The following is a 19,343-nucleotide window of genomic DNA, read 5'->3' as shown; positions in this document are numbered from 1 at the left end:
TCACTGAAAATTATTGCTTCTCCATACTGTAAGTATAAAATTTATCAAGCGCTCCCACCGTCTCAAATTTATAAGAAGGTATCCAATTGTTGAGCGTTAAATCAGTACGGTAAACGCTAAAAATCAGGAAATCTTGCCTTTCTGTTCTTACCGCGATGATTTCCCGTATCTGTGGATTGGCTGCTTCTACCAGTTCAGTGCAATTAAACTTGATGATATTCTCGAAGATATTTGGCGTCTTCTTGCACACATTGCCTTTCACATATTCTGATAACTGTTCCACTGCGTATTCTTCATACTGCTCCTGCTTGGGGTTTGTCCTTGCCATTGCTAACCCTATAGTTGCTAGCCCCAGGACTCCCACACACACAATAATGGATAAAACTCTCATTTTCCTAATTGCTAGTAGCTTTAGAGATTAGACTTTAGATTAACTGAACCCGTTCCTTGAAAAAAAGGAGTGGATCATTTAATATAGTTCTGCTATAATAAAAAACATCATGGCGAGCGTAGCCAAGTGGTTAAGGCAGAGGATTGTGGTTCCTCCACTCGTGGGTTCAAGTCCCATCGTTCGCCCTTAGAAACACAAAATAAATATATTACATTTCTTGTAGGATGGGCATCTTGCCCGTTCCAGAGAACGAGCGGGCGGGGACGCCCACCCCACAAGAGTCTTGTACTTTGTTAAATTCACATTCCTTAGGAAAATTGCAAATCTCATCAACTAAAAATGGCAATGGATGAACGAGTTATTCAGGAAGGCTGATACTCAACATCCATTGCCAAAGTTTTTGGAATGTCATCTAGAGTTAAATTAAACAGATTGGTAATTTTAAAGCCCTCCTAAAAAATTCCGAGCAGAAAGATGAAAGTTAAACCACACAAGGCAAGGAGAGAAATTATCATTATGTTGCCTATGCTCCGGTCATGAACGGTAGGGTGTGTAGGTTGGCTCATATGAGTTCCGACCTTATTCAAAACTACTATCGTAATTCTAGATGACTAAATAGGAATTTTTCTTTGTAGAATAAGATACTTGATTTTAATTTATCTAAGTTTATTTTCTCAGGACTTCTAAAAGATCTGCAAGATCCCCGACTTCTTGGAGAAGCCGGGGATCTGACCAAAATTTTCTCCGGTCAACATTTATGTCTTTAGTTAGAATACAAAATACTTGTTAATAAGATAACCGTAAAAATGTAAACTAGTTGAGGGCTAATACTAATTTATAACTAATTGTTAATTTTTGAAAAGATTTGCAATAATGTCATAGCTGTTAGCTATTAGTCACGACGGTCAAAAACGATCAATTGGAAATATACAATTATCTCAAGAATTGCCATGTCAGAATTACTTCAAGCCATCTTGGATAGTGAAGAGAAAAATGATTTGCGTTCTTTGATAAGCGAGTTACGCCAGCAAGAAAAAAAATATCTGCTGCGAAACGACATCCTTAGTTTGTACAGTGAATATTGCTCGAAATACGAAAAGTCAGAACGGTTTTACAAAGCCTCCCACTTGGGTAAGTTAATCTATTACACTCAGGAAATTATTCAAGAGGAATCTAGTCTCTGTTTTATTATCCGCCCTAAAATAGCTAGTCAAGAAGTCTACCGACTGACAGCAAATTTAAATATTGAGTCAATAACGGTGCAGGAACTGTTGGATCTGCGCGATCGCCTAGTCAACAAATACAATCCCAATGAAGGCGACTTACTAGAGTTGGATTTTGGTCCGTTTTATGACTACTCACCCATCATTCGCGACCCGAAAAATATTGGCAAAGGGGTACAGTTCCTCAACCGCTATCTCTCAGGTAAGTTATTTGCGGACGCCAAGCAAGGGCTGGACTCCTTATTTAATTTTTTGCGCCTCCACCAATACAATGGCGTGCAACTGCTCATTAACGAACGCATTAAGTCACAACAGCAACTTTCAGACCAAGTGAAGAAAGCATTGGCTTTTGTGAGCGATCGCCCCAACGAACAACCCTATGAAGAATTCCGGTTTGACCTGCAGATCATGGGCTTTGAACCGGGTTGGGGAAACACCGCCATGCGAGTTCGGGAAACGTTGGGTATTCTGGATGAACTTATGGATTCTCCTGACCCTCAGGCTCTAGAAACCTTCATTTCTCGCATCCCCATGATTTTTAGAATCGTACTCGTGTCCGCCCATGGTTGGTTCGGACAAGAGGGAGTTTTGGGGCGTCCCGACACTGGCGGTCAAGTGGTTTACGTTCTGGATCAAGCGAAGAATCTAGAGAAGCAATTGCAAGAAGACGCCATGTTAGCTGGTTTGGGTGGGTTGAATGTTAAGCCTAAGGTTATCATTCTTACCCGCCTGATTCCTAACAGTGATGGTACATTGTGTAACCAACGGCTGGAAAAGGTCTACGATACAGAAAATGCCTGGATTTTACGGGTACCTTTGCGGGAATTCAATCCCAAGATGACCCAAAACTGGATTTCGCGGTTTGAGTTTTGGCCTTATTTAGAAACATTTGCGATTGACGCAGAAAAAGAACTGCGAGCAGAGTTTCAGGGTAGACCCGATCTGGTTGTAGGTAATTATACTGATGGTAATTTAATCGCATTTTTGCTATCCCGTCGCTTGGGTGTGACGCAATGTAACATTGCCCACGCGATAGAAAAGTCTAAGTACTTGTTTAGTAACCTCTACTGGCAAGATTTAGAAGATAAGTATCATTTTTCGCTACAATTCACAGCTGATGTGTTGGCAATGAATGCTGCAAACTTTATTATTAGCAGCACTTACCAAGAGATTGTGGGAACTTCAGATAGTGTGGGACAGTACGAATCTCTAAAGTGCTTTACGATGCCAGAATTATATCACGTTGTCAACGGGATTGAATTGTATAGCCCCAAATTTAACGTTGTACCACCAGGGGTGAACGAGAATTGCTATTTCCCCTACACGCGTACTGAAGACCGAATTGAAAGCGATCGCTCCAGAATAGAAGAAATGCTATTTACTCTGGAAGATCCAACTGAAATTTTTGGGACTTTAGACGACCCCAACAAACGCCCGCTTTTTTCAATGGCGCGTCTTGACCGGATTAAGAACTTGACTGGTTTAGCCGAATGCTTTGGTCAAAACAAAGAATTGCAAAAACATTGCAATCTTATATTAATTGCAGGTAAATTGCGAGTTGAAGAATCAGGCGACAATGAAGAACGCGATGAGATTGTCAAACTTTACCGGATTATAGAAAAGTACAATCTCCAAGGTAAAATTCGCTGGTTGGGAGTGCGCTTGACCAAAAGTGACTCAGGGGAAGTGTACCGAGTGATTGGCGATCGTCAGGGAATATTTGTACAACCTGCTTTATTTGAAGCATTTGGTTTGACAATTTTAGAATCAATGATTTCAGGATTACCCACTTTTGCAACACAATTTGGCGGTCCTTTAGAGATTATTCAAGACAAAGTTAATGGCTTTTACATCAACCCAACAAATTTAGAAGAAACAGCCGATAAAATTTTGGAATTTTTCAAGCGTTGCGAACAGAATTCCAATTATTGGAATGAAATTTCACAACGAGCTATTGAAAGGGTTTACAGCACCTATACGTGGAAAATTCATACCTCTAAGCTGTTATCCCTAGCCAGGATTTATGGCTTTTGGAACTTCATTTCCAAAGAAAATCGAGAGGATTTGTTGCGTTATATAGAAGCTTTGTTTTATTTAATTTACAAACCAAGAGCGCAACAACTATTAGAGCAGCATAAGTATCGATAAATAGTCATTTGTCACTGGTCACTGGTCACTGGTCACTTGCAAATGACAAATGACCAATGACAAATGACTATTGTGTTAATTCCACCCAAGTTGTTTGTCCAACAATGCCATCTACTGCTATACTGCGTTGGTTTTGAAAAGATTTAACAGCCGCTTCTGTTAGCGCACCGAAAACTCCATCAATTTGAACAGCATAGCCGTTGTACGATAACAGACGTTGTAAAGCTCTAACAGCAATACCCTCATTGCCAAAACTCAAAATTGGTAAGGCTCGATTAGTATAGTCATAAGATACAGCAGTCACCACTTGGTAACCACCTCGTTTACCAGTGAATCTTCGCCTGTAACGACGAGAATTGACCGCAGGGGTATTTTCTGACGCTACTAAGGACTCTACAATAGAAGCCGTTTGAGCTTGATTCACTATATTTTTATTTTCTGTAGTTTGTTCTAATGGAGAGACGTATATTGTCTCATCATATTGCATAAATTCAGGTGGTGTAATTTGAGCAGGTGAAACTATCGGAGATAGCTGGTCTTGATTTGACTCTTCCACGCTGGTCTCTAACTGAAGAAATAGCTGATTCGCTAAACTCAGCAAAGAAAATTGTCCTGTTTGCAATACGCCCGTCATCAGCAGGGCAATATCAGTCATTGTGTCACATTTTACTAAGGCCCATGCTTTATTTGACATCTAATATAGCTGTCGTTCCGGAATAAACAGTAATTACAAAATAAAAAATGTAATAATTTTTTCCAAAGATTCCGTAAAATGGTGTTTGCTGTTCCTTGCAATACCATTTTGGATTTTAGATTTTGGATGCGTAGATTTTGGATTGAGAAACGGCTAATTAACCTGTTAATTCAGCCCAAGTTCTCGAACCAACCACACCATCAGGGTTGAGACCCCGCCCACTTTGAAAAGCCATTACAGCAGACTCTGTGAGAGCACCGAAATTCCCATCAATTCTCACGAAGTAGCCGTTGGAAACTAAAAGTCGTTGTAATACTCTAACAGAATGACCGGAGGAGCCAAATCTTAGAGTTGGTAAACCTGATGCTCGTGCTGACATAAATTGTGCTTCGGATTGTTCCTCAAATTGTGCTTCAAGTTCTTCTTGAGGCTGTGCTGGATTTGTAGACTCTTCCATAGTAATTTATTTATAAATTAATTTTATTTTTTAATTTTAACTATCTTTCAAAAAACTGACACAGCTAGGAAAAATGTTAATGGTTAACGGTTAGTTGTGAGTAGGGGCGCAAAGCCGCCGCGCCCCTACAAGGACTAGCTTCTACGCCCCTACTTTATTGTGGTGCTAGTTGTTGACAAAAACGATTTGCCCAGTTTGCTAAAGCCAACCAAGTATTAGGACCAACAATCCCATCATCTTTTAAGTTTTGATCGCGTTGGAACTGTTTGACAGCTGCTTCTGTAACTGAACCAAATTTTGAATCAAAACTACTACTCCCTAGATATCCAAAAGTAATCAATTGTTGTTGTAGCAATCTTACAGCATCACCATTAGTGTCCTTTTTTAATTGGGGCAATTTCTGCTCAGCCATGATTTCCTTCCCTAAATTTTTTAAATGACTTTGATTTGGCTCTTCTTCGTTGTTAACTATTAACCACTCACTAGTCACTAGTCACTGGTCACTGGTCACTGGTCACTGGTCACTGAATTAGGGGCGACACTTAAGGAAACCAAAATCGCCCAAAGCCCGCCAAGTCGCAGAACCGACTTTTCCATCGGCGGCCAATTTTATATTGCTCGTATTTACTGCTGTGTATTCTTTTTGGAATTGAACAACAGCTGAAGAAGTGTTGCTACCAAAGTTTCCGTCTACTTTCAGTAATGGTGTAACATTTCCATTCCCAATCTTGCTTCTGTAAGCATTGAGCAGTTGTTGTAAATATTTCACGGCGTCGCCAGTGTCACCTTGTACTACTTGTGGCATACCGATAGAAGCAGCACTAGCTTCAACCGAGGCATTGAAATCCGCAGCTTGTGTCATGATTCACCTTTGTTGTTAGTGGTGTAGGACAGGCGTCTCGCCTGAGTGATGTAGGACAGGCGTCTCGCCTGAGTGATGTAGGACAGGCGTCTCGCCTGAGTGATGTAGGACAGGCGTCTCGCCTGAGCGGTGTAGGACAGGCGTCTCGCCTGAGCGGTGTAGGACAGGCGTCTCGCCTGTCATCGTTAGTGGTTAGTGATGTAAGGACAGGCGTCTCGCCTGAGTGGTGTAGGACAGGCGTCTCGCCTGTCATCGTTAGTGGTTAGTGGTTAGTGGTCGGTAGGATGTGAACATTCCTCTTCTGATGATCCCTAACCTCTAATCCCTAATCCCTAATCCCTAATCCCTTACTGGAACTGTGCACAGGTATTCTTGGTTTGGTTACCTAATGCAGCCCATGTTTGTGGACCGACTTTACCATCAACTGTTAAATTTTGTTCGCGTTGAAACTCTTTAACAGCATTCTCTGTGTTACTGCCAAAGATGGCATCGAAGTCGCTGTTACTCAGCTTGCCGAAAACGATTAAAAGTTGTTGTAGAAATCTTACAGCTTCACCAGTGGAACCATTTTGTACTGGGGGTAAACTCTTTTGAGCCATGATTTAACCTTCCTCTGTTTGTTTCAATGATGTTCATTCATTTGACCGATCCAGTACCAGGTGAGTTGACAATAGTCAGTCACATAAAGTCAGTTAACTGGTCACTGGTCACTGGTCACTGGTCACTGGTCAGGTGATTAGCGACACCGACGATAAGCGAAATCACCCAAAGCACGCCAAGTTAAAGGACCGACTTTTCCATCAATAGGAAAAGTTGGATCGCTAATAATTGCTCTGTATTCTTGTTGAAATCTGACAACAGCAGCGAAAGTGTTACGACCAAAATTTCCGTCTTCTTGAAGCGGTGCAGCGTTTCCATCCCCAATCTTGCTTCTATAAGCGTTTAGAAGTTGTTGGAGAAATTTCACGGCATCACCATTGTCACCTTGTACCACGAGTGGCAAGCTGATGGAGCGAGCAGCAGCCTCAAGCACTGTATTGAAATCGGCAGCTTGTGTCATATTCACCCTCCGTGAATGATTTAAGGTGTAAGATTACTTTTCTATCAATCTAAGGTAGTGTTGCGAGACTCACTCCGACATTACCCCTATAGGGTGATATTCCCCAGGGAGGAGCCAATTTACCCCCGTTGGTTAGGTCTGTTCGGTCACTACCAGATACAGTTGTAGCGAAAAGAATACCTATGTGGTGGCTTTTTTAACGTTATCTTTATGTCTAAGCAACGGGAAGGTAGTAGAACGCAAATCCCAATACTGTATATGCCGCTAATAACAATACCCCTTCGAGCCAGTTTGACTTTCCATCGGAACTAATGCTATTTGCAATCAAAACTGATACAGCTACAGCCACTAGTTCAAAGGGATTAAAATTTAAATCCATGGGTTGACCGAATACCCGACCTGCTAAAACTAAGACAGGAGCTACAAACAGGGCAATTTGCATACTCGATCCCACTGCTACCGAAAGAGAAAGATCCATCTTATCTTTTAGAGCTACTGTGACGGCTGTCGCGTGTTCCGCAGCGTTACCAACAATCGGTACAAGAATGACCCCTGTAAATAACGCAGTCACACCTAACTGGGCTGTAGCCACTTCCAGTGATTCGACTAGCATTTCTGATTCTAATGCGACTAGAATAGTACAAACTAGCAATACACTCGCCCACAACCAAATGTTCGGTTTTCTATAATGCTCTTCTTCCACTGTTTCTGCAACACCTACCTCATAGAGATAGGCGTGGGTTTTCATAGAAAACAATAGTGTTAAAGCATAAACAATCATTAGGACTATGGCAACAGCTAGGGAAAGATTTTGCAATATTTGTTCGCTAACTGCCTGAGAACCCAATCTCATTGTGGTTGGCAGCAAAATGGCAATGACTGCTAAATTCATAGAAGATGCATTTACCCGTGCTACTACTGACTGAAATTTTTGTTCCTTGTGACGCAGTCCACCTAAAAACATTGCAAGACCCATCACTAGCAGTAAGTTCCCAATAATCGATCCCGTGATACTAGCTTTGACAACATCCACTAATCCGGCTTTTAAGGCAACCAGGGCAATAATCAGCTCTGTGGCATTACCAAAAGTGGCATTTAACAATCCCCCTAAAGAAGGACCAACGACAACAGCAATTTCTTCTGTAGCTGTTCCCATCCATGCAGCTAGAGGCAAAATTGCCAAGCAGGCGGTTCCAAAAACAACGAGATCTCCCCATTCCAAGTAATGTGCCGCTAAGGAAACCGGAATAAACAAAGACAAAACGAAAAAAATGATGTTTTTACCTGACATGTGTATTTTGGGCTGAAAAAGTTAACAGAAACGGAGTTAAGGGTTAAAAGTGAAAAATAACACTTTTGTATATATATGCCATAGCACGTCTCTACTGTCCTCAACTTCTTACTCAGGATACTCCCAACCCTCCAGTAGAAGGGTTCCGAGATTTTACTGTTTCCTTTAAGAAGTTTTATTTGTAAAATAAGATTGCGATATAAGTCGTATTCGCAATCTTTCGTTGCAAAAGTTTCAATGAAATGCGGAATTTTACAACAAGGATGCGGGTTAATATTATTAAAAGACAATTAAGTTTTTAGCACCACCAACGATGAAATCTGCTAACCCCACTTTTGTCAATGGTTACTTAATTGGAAGGCTGCTTTAAGAAGTGCAAATTACTCCAACATTTAGACCGCCAAGAGCGGAATCTGTTCACATATCATAGTTGCTCTCTTTTCCCCACTGTTGTTGCAATGCCAATTTAGAAAGGTTTATAGAAATTTTACTCTCGGACGCAATTGCAAGTTTATCTATCCTATTTGGAATCGTAACTCCATGACCTCAGCAGCTGAATTGCCAGCTAGTACTGGTACAAATTTGATGTCACATGAAACTATTAAAAGCACCCAAATGCTCGATCCCCTAAGACAAGCTACGGGTGTTTACGTAACTGTTCATGGGCATTTTTACCAACCACCACGGGAAAACCCTTATTTGGACGCAATTGAGCGTCAACCTGGTGCAGCACCTTTTCATGATTGGAACGAGCGCATTCATGCTGAATGTTACCGTCCCAATGCCTTTGCCAGAGTGTTAAACGACCGAGGCGAGTTGGTGGGGATCGTTAACAACTATGAGTATTTGAGCTTTAATATTGGACCAACGCTGATGTCGTGGTTGGAACGCCATGATGTGGAGGTTTACCAACGCATCTTGGAGGCAGACCGCAAGAGTTGCGAAAGGTTGAACGGGCATGGCAATGCGATCGCGCAAGTATACAACCACATCATCATGCCTTTAGCCAACGAACGCGACAAATACACCCAAATTCGCTGGGGCAAAGAAGACTTCCGATCCCGCTTTGGGCGCGATCCCGAAGGAATGTGGCTGGCAGAAACGGCTGTAGACTATGCAACCCTAAAAGTCTTAATTGACGAAGGGATTCGCTTTATTGTACTGGCTCCATCGCAAGCACAGCGCTGTCGTCTCATGCCAACAAAAGACAATCCCAACCCAGAATGGCATGAAGTAGGCGGAAGTCAAATCGATCCCACACGTCCATATCGGTGTTTTTTGAAGGGGAGTAGGGAATTGGGAGTAGGGAATGGGGAAAAAGACCACTCCCCGATCCCCAATTCCCAATCCCTCCCCTACATAGATATCTTCTTTTATGACGGCCCGATCTCGCGAGATATGGGATTTAGTGATGTCCTATATAATTCAAGCCACTTGGCAGGGCGAATTGGTTCGGCAGTACGCGGGGATCACCGTCCAGCACAATTAATTTCTGTGGCCACAGATGGGGAAACCTTTGGACACCACAAAGGCGGGACGGAAAAAACACTAGCCTACGCATTTACACAAGAATTTACCCAGTGGGGTTGGACTGTCACAAACTTTGCCCACTACCTCAGCCTGAGTTCTCCCACTTGGGAAGTAGAACTCAAGCCGATCACGGCATGGAGTTGTGCTCACGGTGTGGATAGATGGCAAGATGACTGCGGTTGCGGTGGTGGTGGAACGTGGCACCAAAAATGGCGTCGTCCTTTAAGAGATGCTTTAGATTGGTTGCGCGATCGCCTCATCCAGGTGTATGAAGAACATGGCAAGCTATTGTTCCGCGATCCCTGGTATGCACGAGACGAATACATAGACGTTATTCGCGATCGCACTCCCGAAAATGTCGCTCGTTTTCTAGAGCGCCACCAAAACCACAAACTGACAGCAGCCGAACAAGTAGACGCCTTGCGCCTGTTAGAAATGCAGCGTCATGCTTTGCTCATGTTCACCAGTTGTGGATGGTTCTTTGAAGAAATCTCGCGCCCAGAAGGAACGCAGATTCTTCGTTACGCTGCCCGTGCTCTAGAACTGGCAGGAGATGTAGCAGGCGTACAATTAGAAAAAGGTTTCATCAAACGCCTTGCTGCTGCAACCAGTAATGTTGAATTCTTCAAACATGGTGCGGAAATTTACCGCCAACTTGTGCTGACAGCCCAAATTCGCTTTAGACAAGTTGCAGCCCAATATGCCATTACTTCATTGTTTAACGGTCAGCGATCGAGCTTAAGCGATCGCCTGCCTTCAAACAACAATCAAACTTTAGCATCCAGCGCTTTCCAAAAGAGAGCTTATTGCTACACAATCAACGAACTAGATTATCAACTCCAAAGGATGGGATCGCTCACTTTGGCAGTGGGGAATTTGAACCTAGTTTCAGAAATTACCTGGGAAAGCGAACATCTGGTGTTTGCGGTTCTTCACCTTGGGGGTTGGGATTTCCATTGTTGTATTCAACCTTTCCAAGGACGCCGTGTTTACACCCAGTTAAAGGACAAACTGTTTGGCGCACTCGAACAAGCAAGTGCAGCACACACAATTTTGGCGATGGTGCAATTGTTTGGTGAAGAAGCATTCAACTTACAGAATCTATTCGCCGAAGAACGCCACCGCCTCATGCACATATTAAGTCAGGAAACCTTGACACGTTTGGATCAACTCTACACACAAACATACAGAGATAATTACGGTATCTTAATGGCATTCCATCGCGATGGAGTTCCCGCACCGCAGGAGTTGCAGGTAGCAGCAGAGATATCGTTAGGGTATCGGTGTATGATGACATTGCGTGCATTAGAGCAAGATATATCCGAACCGACATCCACTTGGAACCATATTTTAGAGCTAGAAGCAATTGCCACAGAAGCCAAACACCTGCATTGTCAGTTAAATATTCCTGAAGGCAAACAGATGTTAGAGCAAATAGTACTCCATTCTCTCTGGCAGGTACTGTACGATCCCACGGGAACCTCTGATGCAGATATTCAACGCTTGGAACGATTGATAGATGCGGGATATCAGCTTAACCTTGGTATTTGCCTTAACCGATCCCAGGAACTATACTTCAGCCGTTTGCACAATCAAATTGTGCCGCAGATAGTCACCAAAACGGCAAATCAAGAAAATGCAGCTTATAGCAGTCAGTTGTTGAAATTGGGCCAAAAGTTGGCAGTTGATGTTAACCAGTGACCAGTGACCAGTGACCAGTGACCAGTGACCAGTGACCAGTGACCAGGATTGGTCATTGGTCATTGAGTATTAGTTATCACTTCTGATCCCTCACTCCCTCACTCTCTCACTCCCCCTGCTCTTCCTGGCTACTTATAATCATTCGCCATCCAATAAACGTTATTAATTAACGAATTGGGTTGATTGTTCGTAAAAGTTTCTTCAACTTCAGATTCATCTGGGCAAAAATCTAACGAAACTTTTATTTCTAAGTTTTCTGAGCTTTTCTTGTCTTCAAGAGATAGCATATTATATGCATCGTCATCGTCAAGCATAGAAGACTCCTGTTTTTTCATTGGAGAAAAGTCTATAATGACTTTGATTTCTAGCTTGCCTTTCTGCTTGCGATTATGATTTGGAATCAAAAGTTCACATTTGATTCCTTGCCTGAGTGCAAACTTCCACTCTAAGCGATTAAATATGCCCTGCATATTTTTCTGCTTAAAGTATTTTTTTATGAACGAATTCTTGCGAGACAAATTTAGGTCATTACCCTTTGGTTCAAAATGTTCAATTATGTGATTAATAATTTGAACGGGATTAAATATTTTATTTTCTAGAAGAATAATATCTTCTGTTCCTTCCAATCGTTTAAGTTTGTTGTTTAGCATATTGAGATGACCCTCCTATTTTTTACTTGTAATATTCTCGATCGCCTTGAAAATCTCGAGAATTCTGAAATCTTTGAAATGTAAGGATGATAATTAATCATCAATTACATTACAGCATTTGAACAACCCAGAGTAGAGACAATAAAACATTATTATCATTCCATTTAAGTAGCTTTATGTTTTCTTTTATATTAGACATTTCCTTAGACCCTGAACTCTATTTTCAAGCCAAAGAGAGGGAATGAGTGAAAAGACACAGATAGTATAATTTACATTATGTACCTGCGTATTAGGTGTATTGAAGCCTACAATTTTACAGATTTAACTGCACCATTTAGTCCCAACAAACCATTTTTAGAAAAATTCATATCAAATTTTTGTGATTGTAGTTGTTCAATAGTAGGTAGCAGACAATCATACAATTGCACCGCCTGTATGCATTCATTAATAGCCGTAACGGTTGAATTATAAGTTGCTATCTTTTGCCCAACAACATTTAATAAATGTCGATTTGAGAGAATTTTTTCTTCAGCTTCTCTTTCTAGAGATGGCTCTCAATAAGTACGCGCCTTGGGATACTGTTGTAAAATTTTATTAAAATGCACCAGGCACGTTCGCCCTTGGCGTCTCCCCTTGGGAGACGCCCCGTCACTAAGCGTGCGGGGTGCTGACCAATACGGTTAAACAGGTAGAACACGCGATCGCGAATTCCAGAATTTTCCCCTATTTTTTCCAACAGTTCTGTTTCTTCCTTGGTCATATCACCAACCGACGCAGATTTTAACACACAAATCACCGATGAAGTATCAGAGCATCCAATTCTAGCATACGCGAAATGTGAATCTTTCTCAACTGGGTTAGCAATGCCTGGAGTGTCGATAGTGACATGACCATAGCTTTGTATCGATGTTACATTATCAGAACGGAAAAATGGCTCTTGTTGTATAAGTTGTAATATAGACTTAACTTGCTCCTGCAAATTTTTGCACTGGAGCGGTAACCCTTGCATAATCAGCATCCTAAAAGTATAAAAATATTCTATTCAGTATATTTTACAGAGATAAAGTGCGTAATAGCATCAGGAAATATACTAAGTTATTTTTCTAAACAGTCACAAAGAAGAAGGAAGAAGGAAGAAGTATTATAATTAAGAAATTTAGTTGTGGGTTTAAAGCCCCTCAGAATAGAATTCTGGGGCTATACAAACAAAGTCCACATGCGTGGACTGATGCATCAAAGCCAGCCTTCGCAGGCTTTGTTTGTATAGCCGCGATTTCAATTCTCTTGCGTGTTTTTTCCAAATTGGGATGCTCCCACTTCCTTCTTCCGTCTTCCCTCTTCCTTCGTGAATATAAATTTCCCCCTTAACTACCGAACTGGAATTAAGATCGCAAATTCTGTACCTTGACCGGGAGAGGAGTAGCATTGGAGCGAACCGCCGTGGGTTTCTTCAACTATTTGACGAGCGATCGCAAGTCCTAAACCTGTCCCTTTACCAACTGCTTTGGTAGTAAATAAATGGTCAAAGATTTTTTGTTTAACTGATTCACTCATGCCAATCCCGTTATCAGTAATTGATATTTTTACTTGGTTATCTTTCACTGAGGTAGTAATTTTAATTCGGTTAGTATTAGCTTTAATCTTATCAAAACAGCATCCATTGTTTGATTCTTCTAAAGCATCAATAGCATTTGCCAGAATATTCATAAATACCTGATTCAATTGTCCTGGGAAACACTCAACTTGAGGGAGATTGTCATACTCAGTTGTCACTTCAATTGCTGGACGTTGTTCGTTAGCTTTGAGACGATGTTTCAAAATTAAAATTGTGCTATCAATGCCTTGATGAATATTAAACGGCACTTTGTAATCTCGATCGGCGCGAGAGAAAGTGCGGAGACTAGTGCTGATATTTTTGAGGCGGTCGCACGCCATTGTCATGGATTCAAGCATTTTTGGTAAGTCTTCTAAGCTATATTCCAAGTCAATTTCTTGAGCATGCTTGATAATTTCATCACTCTTGTTTTGGAAAGTTTCTTGATATAATTTCAGATGTTCAACAACATCGGCGAAAGTAGGTTTAGCTTGTAGGAGACTGGCCGCAATAAAACCCAAAGGATTATTCATTTCGTGAGCTACACCAGCAACTAAGTTACCCAAAGCAGACATTTTTTCGCTTTGGATGATTTGTAATTGCGCTTGTTGTAAGTCAAGGAATGCTTGTTGTAAATCTTGCGATTTTTGCTGCAAGGCAAGTTCAGCTTTTTTAGGAGCGCTAATATCCAACAACAATCCATCCCAAACGACTGAACCATCACCCAACTGTTCAATGCGTGATTCTCCGTGAATCCACTTAAGGATTCCTGATGGAGTCACAATGCGCCCTGTCCAGCACCAAGGAGATTGGGTTTGAATAGCATCAGTGGCGGACTGGTGATAACTTCCTATGTCATCTGGATGCACCATATCTTTAAGAAACTCCGCATTGGATATGGCTTGTTCCGGGGTAATTTCGAGCAGTTTATAACAATCAGCACTGATATAGCTCACAGATAAGATCCCATCGTCACTCATGCGGAATTGATAAACTACCCCAGGCACATTGTCTACCAGGTGATGGAAGCGAGAGTTACTAGCGCTCAACTCATTCAATGACTGCTCTAGTTTTTGAGCATAGTTCTGCGATCGCTCATAGAGTCGAGCATTCTCTAGAGAAATGGCGGCTTGAGTACAGAATAGATTCAGTAGTTTGACGCGATCGCTTGTGAACGCCCCCCTTACTATATTGTTTTCTAGGTACAACACCCCCAACAACTTCCCTTGATGTAAAATCGGACTGCACAAGATACTCTTGGGCTGCTGACGCATGATATATGGATCATTGGCTAAAGTCAGATCGGTTGTCGCATCAATCAGCACAGCCGTCTGCCTTTCGTGCTTCACTTTGTAAATCAATCTCAGGGGAATGTCCTGGCTCTCCTCAATGGGAAGGCGCTGCAACACAACTGGCTCCGATCCCACAGTCATTAACCCTTTGATCAGCAGTTGCTCGTCTTTGGTTTCCCGTAGCGAATCATCTCGAAAGAGCATTAACACGCATTTCTCAGCCCCCGCATTTTCGATAACGATAGAAAGCCAGGATGAAAGTAGTTTTTTAACTTCGATTTCGCTAGAAAGGGTTTGGGAAGCTTTGAGAATAGTAGCTAAATCCAAGGAATCGGAGATGGTGGCCGAAGAACTAGTAGAGGTAACAGTTCCCAAGGGGAAAACAGTTTCATTGATTGAGAGGATAGAGCGAGTTTGCCCAAGAATGGGGGCAAGCAGTTGAGGGTAGCGAGTTTCCAGATCGGTGACTTTGGCTTTGGCACCCCAGCAGATATAGCCGTAGTATGCTTCAATCATATAGTCCTGAGCAATGCGCTCTTTGCCCCATTCCAAATAAAATCTGGCGGCGAGTTCCTTGGCTAAAGCGTCTTCATTGAGATAGCCGTGTTCTTTGGCAAGGGAGATAGCGCGATCGTACTGATCGCTAGCCTCCACCTTATTCCCCAACACTCGATGCTTTTCTGCCTCCACCAAATGCCACTTGTGCAAGTGGTTCATCGGTGCATGGTGTGCCCACTTCTGCAACTTTGCCTGATTCTCTGCTACCCGTTGCAGGGGATCGCCCAATTCAGAATCCTCACTAAAATCCCCAGTTAAAGTAGCAAGAGAATCATAAAAGTAAAAGATTGGCACTGTGATATAACCTGCACCGGCTGCTAAATACTGTCTGCTCCGAGTCGCAATGTCTGATAGAGATTGTGCCGTATCGCCAAACAGGTAGCCAAGAATCAGTTTATGCAGATAGAAGAAATGCAGCGCCATCATGTCATTTGCTGCCAATAACTGGGGTAAAGCTTGTGCCTCATCGTAGACATCACCCACCAAAAGCCGAGGATTCTTAGCGTTGCCCAACAGGTTTAAAGCCACTTGCCTGAATAGTTGACAGTAGTTAAACGCCATGATTTGTTTGAGGTTTTTTAGCATCTGGCTGTAGGCTTGGATGTCTTGCTCCAGCGTTAAGAGTTCTTGACTGCTGAAGTAGGAATATTGGCAGATATGAAATGCGGCGTGACCCGCAAACTTGATGTCTCCAGTTTCTAGTCCTAATTGATAGCTCTGGCGTAAAAATTGCAGTGACTTTCGCAGGTGATTGGTTCCATGCAGAACGTATCCCCCCAAAAGAAACCGGGTTTTAGATTCAACCTCCTTGGCATTGAGTTTTTCCATGACTTCTAACGCGAGTTTGCCAGCGCGATCGGCTGCTTCCATGTCTTCTAAAATGCCATTCAAGAGCAGACCATAGCTGGCATAAAAGAAGGTAGATAATGGTGCATTGCCGTGTTGAATAGAGGCATTCACCTGCGACAGAATCACTAATGGATACAGGGAGGGGGCCGCGAAGTAAATGGCTGGTGCAGTGCAGGCGGCAATTTTCATCGCTGCTAGAGGTTCAGATGCCGTCATGGAGGGCAGGTTTAATAGCTCTTCTATCGATCTACCAGCGAACCGATCCGCCGTATGCTGAAATTCCTGCTGAATATGTTCCTGGGTGGGTCGATCGGGCAATTGAATCCCAAATTGGCTCAGTACTTTTTTCCCCAGGGCGATCGCATTCAATGGTTGATGCTGCGATACGTAAGTTTGAATCTTGATTTCGTAGATTTTCACTTGGTCGAGTGGTGTTTTTGCTTGCTGCAAGACCGTCTGGGCCCAATGTTCCATTTGCTCAAAATCTCTGGCAAGAAAGGCGTTTTCAGCAGCTAATTCGTGCAGCATTAGAGCCAATTCGTACTGACTCTGCCAGCAATCGGGTGTTAACAGTGTTATTCCCGTGGTTGCGTAGTTCATAGCAGACTCATAGGCGGTTGCAGACCTTGCTTTTTTGGCGGCAAGCCCATTTAACTGGGCGATTTGCTCTCGCTCTGTTGGCTGAACGACTAATCTCGATCCCCTGTTCAGGTGATTGATTATATCAAATAGTTTGTTGTCCTGTTCTATATCAGACGTGTTATTGAGCAGCAATTGACCCATGTTCAGATGGATCGATGGTCTCTGCTCCTCAGCGATGAGAGAGTAAGCTGCCTGCTGGACGCGATCGTGGAGAAATTTGTAAAAGACGGTTATTTGTCTTTGGTCATTGGTCATTTGTGTTTGTGCTTGATTGTTAACTGTTGAGGAATGACGAATGACGAATGACGAATCCTGGTAAAACTTATAAACTTCACTTGTTGGTAGAATCAATCCTTCTTGTAATGCCTTCCAAAGATTGGTTGCAGTCTCTATTTCGGATTGCTCAGAGGCGATCGCTAGCGTCGTCAAATCAAACTGGTTGCTAATGCACGCCGCTAACTTCAAGACAGTCTGGGTTGCAACAGGCAGTTTCTGGAGTTGCAGCGCCATGAATTCAACCACATCATCGCTGAGTGCGAGTTGTCGCACCTGAGCAATGTTACATTCCCAATAGTTACCACTGCCATTGAAGGTAATGAGTCCATTTTCATGCAGTGCCCTGAGAAACTGCGTTGTGAAAAATGGATTGCCCTTCGTTTTGGTCATCACCAACTCTGTTAATGGCAATGCCAATTTCACATCACAACTCAATGTATCGGTTATCAATTGATTGACCGACGACTGGTCTAACGGAGCCAGCGTAATGGTGTTGACCATCGCATGCACTTTCTCAATGTCGTCTAGAGTCTGCATCAATGAATGGGCTGGCGAGACTTCGTTATCACGATAAGCTCCTAAGATCAGCAAATACTCTGTATCATTCATCAAAAGTTGCAGCAGTTTCAGCGAGGCGGAATCAGCCCACTGCAAATCATCAATGAAAACCACCAAGGGATGAGCTTGGGTGGTAAACACCTGAATGAACTTCTCAAACAACAGGTTGAAGCGATTTTGCGCCGCGTTTCCAGACAGTTCTGGCACCGCAGGCTGTTCGCCCACAATCTTTTCCATCTCGGGAATCACATCAATGATAACCCGAGCATTCTCGCCCAAGGTGTCCAAAATTCTGGTTTTCCAATGCTTGAGTTGAGTATCACTTTCACTCAGCAGTTGCCCCATCAAGTCGCGGAAGGCTTGCACAAAGGCATTTAAGGGAATATTGCGGTTGTACTGGTCAAACTTGCCCTTGATGAAGTAGCCGTTCCACCGCGCAATCGGCTTATGCACTTCGTTCACGACAGATGTTTTGCCAATGCCCGAAAAACCTGCCACCAGCATTAGCTCACAAGCACCGTTGGCAACTCGTCCAAAGGCTTCCAGCAACGTTTGTACTTCCTGCTCTCGTCCATAAAGCTTTTCAGGGATAATAAAGCGATCGCTCATATCTCGCTGTCCCAACTCAAACCAGGTGTGTTTGCCTGTTTCTCGCCACTGTTCTAAACAGGTCACTAGGTCATGTTTAAGTCCCAACGCACTCTGATAGCGGTCTTCGGCGTTCTTCGCCATCAGTTTGCGGACAATCTCGCCCAGTATCAAAGGCAAATCGGGGTTGAAATTGCAGACGAGGGGTGGTTGCTTGGCAATGTGACAATGCACCAACTCCATCGGATCGTGGGACTCAAAGGGCAGTTGTCCGCTCAGTAGTTCAAAGAAAGTCACACCCAATGAATAGAAGTCGCTGCGGTAGTCTATGCATCTGTTCATCCGTCCGGTTTGCTCTGGCGACAAATACGCTAACGTTCCTTCCAGTCCGTTGGGACTTTGGATCTCCTGGGTTTCTCGTGGTAGGAGCGAAGCAATACTGAAGTCAATCAGCTTAATTTGTCTCGTGTCAGGGTGAATCAGGATGTTGGCTGATTTAATGTCTTTGTGAATGACGCGCTGTTGATGTAACTGGTGTAAGGTGTCTAGCAGTTGCAGAGCAACAGGTAGGAATTCCTGTAATGTCAGTATTTTTCCTTGAGTAAATTGCCACAAGGAAATGCCACCAAAGTCCTCCATTACCAGGGCATAGCCATTGTGATAAATTTCCAGGCTGTAGGGTTTGATAATGCCAGGAATATCTAGGTTTTTGGCGATCGCATATTGATTGCGAAATTGTAATAGTTCGCTGAAGGTAGGGTATTCTCGTTTTAAGAGCTTGATGACAACTGGTAGGCGATTGCATTCTCGTACTGCCCGATACACTTGAGTACGCGAACCTGAATATAATTGCTCTATGATTTGGTAGCCAGCAAGCCTTACAGTTCCATCAATTTTTGCGCTCATAACTTTTTACGAAAAGTACTAAACTTAGAATTCCCAGCACATCATCTTGTCTAACAAATGAGAGCGAAAAATT

At 42.8% G+C, this 19,343-nt stretch carries 13 protein-coding genes, 1 tRNA gene and 1 pseudogene; 3 read left to right on the top strand and 12 right to left on the bottom strand.

Annotated elements, in window-relative coordinates; all coding sequences use genetic code 11:
* Window positions 1-10 precede the first annotated feature (10 nt).
* Window positions 11-391 (bottom strand): DUF4359 domain-containing protein, encoded by a 381-nt coding sequence (locus tag WA1_RS44940; protein WP_017744075.1) that lies wholly within the window; start codon window positions 389-391, stop codon window positions 11-13.
* Between the two features lie 112 nt (window positions 392-503).
* Between WA1_RS44940 and WA1_RS44935 the strand changes: the two genes are divergently transcribed.
* A tRNA-His gene (locus WA1_RS44935) sits at window positions 504-576 on the top strand.
* A gap of 765 nt (window positions 577-1,341) precedes the next feature.
* Window positions 1,342-3,762 carry a sucrose synthase gene (locus WA1_RS44930; protein WP_017744074.1) on the top strand — a complete coding sequence of 807 codons (2,421 nt, stop codon included), beginning with the start codon at window positions 1,342-1,344 and terminating at the stop codon, window positions 3,760-3,762.
* Between the two features lie 67 nt (window positions 3,763-3,829).
* On the opposite strand, the gene WA1_RS44925 is transcribed toward WA1_RS44930, so the two are convergent.
* The 8 genes from WA1_RS44925 to cax all read right to left on the bottom strand — a co-directional run bounded on the left by WA1_RS44925 (window position 3,830) and on the right by cax (window position 8,126).
* Window positions 3,830-4,417: a peptidoglycan-binding domain-containing protein gene (locus WA1_RS44925; protein ID WP_026134722.1), complete on the bottom strand. Its 588-nt coding sequence runs from the start codon at window positions 4,415-4,417 to the stop codon at window positions 3,830-3,832.
* A 196-nt stretch (window positions 4,418-4,613) separates the two neighbouring features.
* Complete coding sequence (locus WA1_RS44920; RefSeq protein WP_017744072.1) at window positions 4,614-4,913, bottom strand: peptidoglycan-binding domain-containing protein; 300 nt, start codon at window positions 4,911-4,913, stop codon at window positions 4,614-4,616.
* Between the two features lie 154 nt (window positions 4,914-5,067).
* The gene (locus tag WA1_RS44915) at window positions 5,068-5,403 is read right to left on the bottom strand and encodes a peptidoglycan-binding domain-containing protein (protein ID WP_017744071.1); all 336 of its coding nucleotides are present in this window, start codon (window positions 5,401-5,403) and stop codon (window positions 5,068-5,070) included.
* 39 nt (window positions 5,404-5,442) lie between these two features.
* Window positions 5,443-5,775: a peptidoglycan-binding domain-containing protein gene (locus WA1_RS44910; RefSeq protein ID WP_017744070.1), complete on the bottom strand. Its 333-nt coding sequence runs from the start codon at window positions 5,773-5,775 to the stop codon at window positions 5,443-5,445.
* The gene (locus tag WA1_RS58405; protein WP_169886893.1) at window positions 5,741-6,028 is read right to left on the bottom strand and encodes a hypothetical protein; all 288 of its coding nucleotides are present in this window, start codon (window positions 6,026-6,028) and stop codon (window positions 5,741-5,743) included. Before WA1_RS58405 ends, WA1_RS44910 begins: the two co-directional genes overlap by 35 nt.
* A 94-nt stretch (window positions 6,029-6,122) precedes the next feature.
* The gene (locus WA1_RS44905) at window positions 6,123-6,374 is read right to left on the bottom strand and encodes a peptidoglycan-binding domain-containing protein (protein WP_017744069.1); all 252 of its coding nucleotides are present in this window, start codon (window positions 6,372-6,374) and stop codon (window positions 6,123-6,125) included.
* Window positions 6,375-6,511: 137 nt separating this feature from the next.
* The gene (locus tag WA1_RS44900) at window positions 6,512-6,835 is read right to left on the bottom strand and encodes a peptidoglycan-binding domain-containing protein (protein ID WP_017744068.1); all 324 of its coding nucleotides are present in this window, start codon (window positions 6,833-6,835) and stop codon (window positions 6,512-6,514) included.
* Between the two features lie 214 nt (window positions 6,836-7,049).
* Window positions 7,050-8,126 carry a calcium/proton exchanger gene (gene cax / locus WA1_RS44895; RefSeq protein ID WP_017744067.1) on the bottom strand — a complete coding sequence of 359 codons (1,077 nt, stop codon included), beginning with the start codon at window positions 8,124-8,126 and terminating at the stop codon, window positions 7,050-7,052.
* A gap of 540 nt (window positions 8,127-8,666) precedes the next feature.
* On the opposite strand from cax, the gene WA1_RS44890 reads away from it, so the two are divergent.
* Entirely contained in the window at window positions 8,667-11,357 is a 2,691-nt protein-coding gene (locus WA1_RS44890; RefSeq protein WP_017744066.1) for a DUF3536 domain-containing protein, read from the top strand.
* 128 nt (window positions 11,358-11,485) lie between these two features.
* Here the strand turns inward: WA1_RS44890 and WA1_RS44885 are convergent, their stop codons facing one another.
* The 3 genes and pseudogenes from WA1_RS44885 to WA1_RS44875 form a co-directional block, all read right to left on the bottom strand.
* Window positions 11,486-12,007, bottom strand: a complete 522-nt coding sequence (locus tag WA1_RS44885) for a KGK domain-containing protein (protein ID WP_017744065.1) — start codon at window positions 12,005-12,007, stop codon at window positions 11,486-11,488.
* 667 nt (window positions 12,008-12,674) lie between these two features.
* A pseudogene (locus WA1_RS54160) lies at window positions 12,675-12,899 on the bottom strand (hypothetical protein); the annotation flags it as partial.
* Between the two features lie 476 nt (window positions 12,900-13,375).
* Window positions 13,376-19,270 (bottom strand): trifunctional serine/threonine-protein kinase/ATP-binding protein/sensor histidine kinase, encoded by a 5,895-nt coding sequence (locus WA1_RS44875; RefSeq protein WP_017744063.1) that lies wholly within the window; start codon window positions 19,268-19,270, stop codon window positions 13,376-13,378.
* Window positions 19,271-19,343 lie beyond the last annotated feature (73 nt).

The organism is Scytonema hofmannii PCC 7110 (genome assembly GCF_000346485.2).
GTDB classification, from domain to species: domain Bacteria; phylum Cyanobacteriota; class Cyanobacteriia; order Cyanobacteriales; family Nostocaceae; genus Scytonema; species Scytonema hofmannii.
Note: the sequence above shows the minus strand (reverse complement) of the source record. Positions and strands in the feature narration are given on the sequence as shown.

Excerpts from the sequence above, each read along its gene's own strand:
- WA1_RS44875 (WP_017744063.1), bottom strand. The coding sequence starts at position 19,270 with ATGAGCGCAAAAATTGATGGAACTGTAAGGCTTGCTGGCTACCAAATC.
- WA1_RS44920 (WP_017744072.1), bottom strand. The coding sequence starts at position 4,913 with ATGGAAGAGTCTACAAATCCAGCACAGCCTCAAGAAGAACTTGAAGCA.
- WA1_RS44900 (WP_017744068.1), bottom strand. The coding sequence starts at position 6,835 with ATGACACAAGCTGCCGATTTCAATACAGTGCTTGAGGCTGCTGCTCGC.
- WA1_RS44925 (WP_026134722.1), bottom strand. The coding sequence starts at position 4,417 with ATGACTGATATTGCCCTGCTGATGACGGGCGTATTGCAAACAGGACAA.
- cax (WP_017744067.1), bottom strand. The coding sequence starts at position 8,126 with ATGTCAGGTAAAAACATCATTTTTTTCGTTTTGTCTTTGTTTATTCCG.
- WA1_RS44885 (WP_017744065.1), bottom strand. The coding sequence starts at position 12,007 with ATGCTAAACAACAAACTTAAACGATTGGAAGGAACAGAAGATATTATT.
- WA1_RS58405 (WP_169886893.1), bottom strand. The coding sequence starts at position 6,028 with ATGACAGGCGAGACGCCTGTCCTACACCACTCAGGCGAGACGCCTGTC.
- WA1_RS44890 (WP_017744066.1), top strand. The coding sequence starts at position 8,667 with ATGACCTCAGCAGCTGAATTGCCAGCTAGTACTGGTACAAATTTGATG.
- WA1_RS44940 (WP_017744075.1), bottom strand. The coding sequence starts at position 391 with ATGAGAGTTTTATCCATTATTGTGTGTGTGGGAGTCCTGGGGCTAGCA.
- WA1_RS44930 (WP_017744074.1), top strand. The coding sequence starts at position 1,342 with ATGTCAGAATTACTTCAAGCCATCTTGGATAGTGAAGAGAAAAATGAT.
- WA1_RS44905 (WP_017744069.1), bottom strand. The coding sequence starts at position 6,374 with ATGGCTCAAAAGAGTTTACCCCCAGTACAAAATGGTTCCACTGGTGAA.
- WA1_RS44910 (WP_017744070.1), bottom strand. The coding sequence starts at position 5,775 with ATGACACAAGCTGCGGATTTCAATGCCTCGGTTGAAGCTAGTGCTGCT.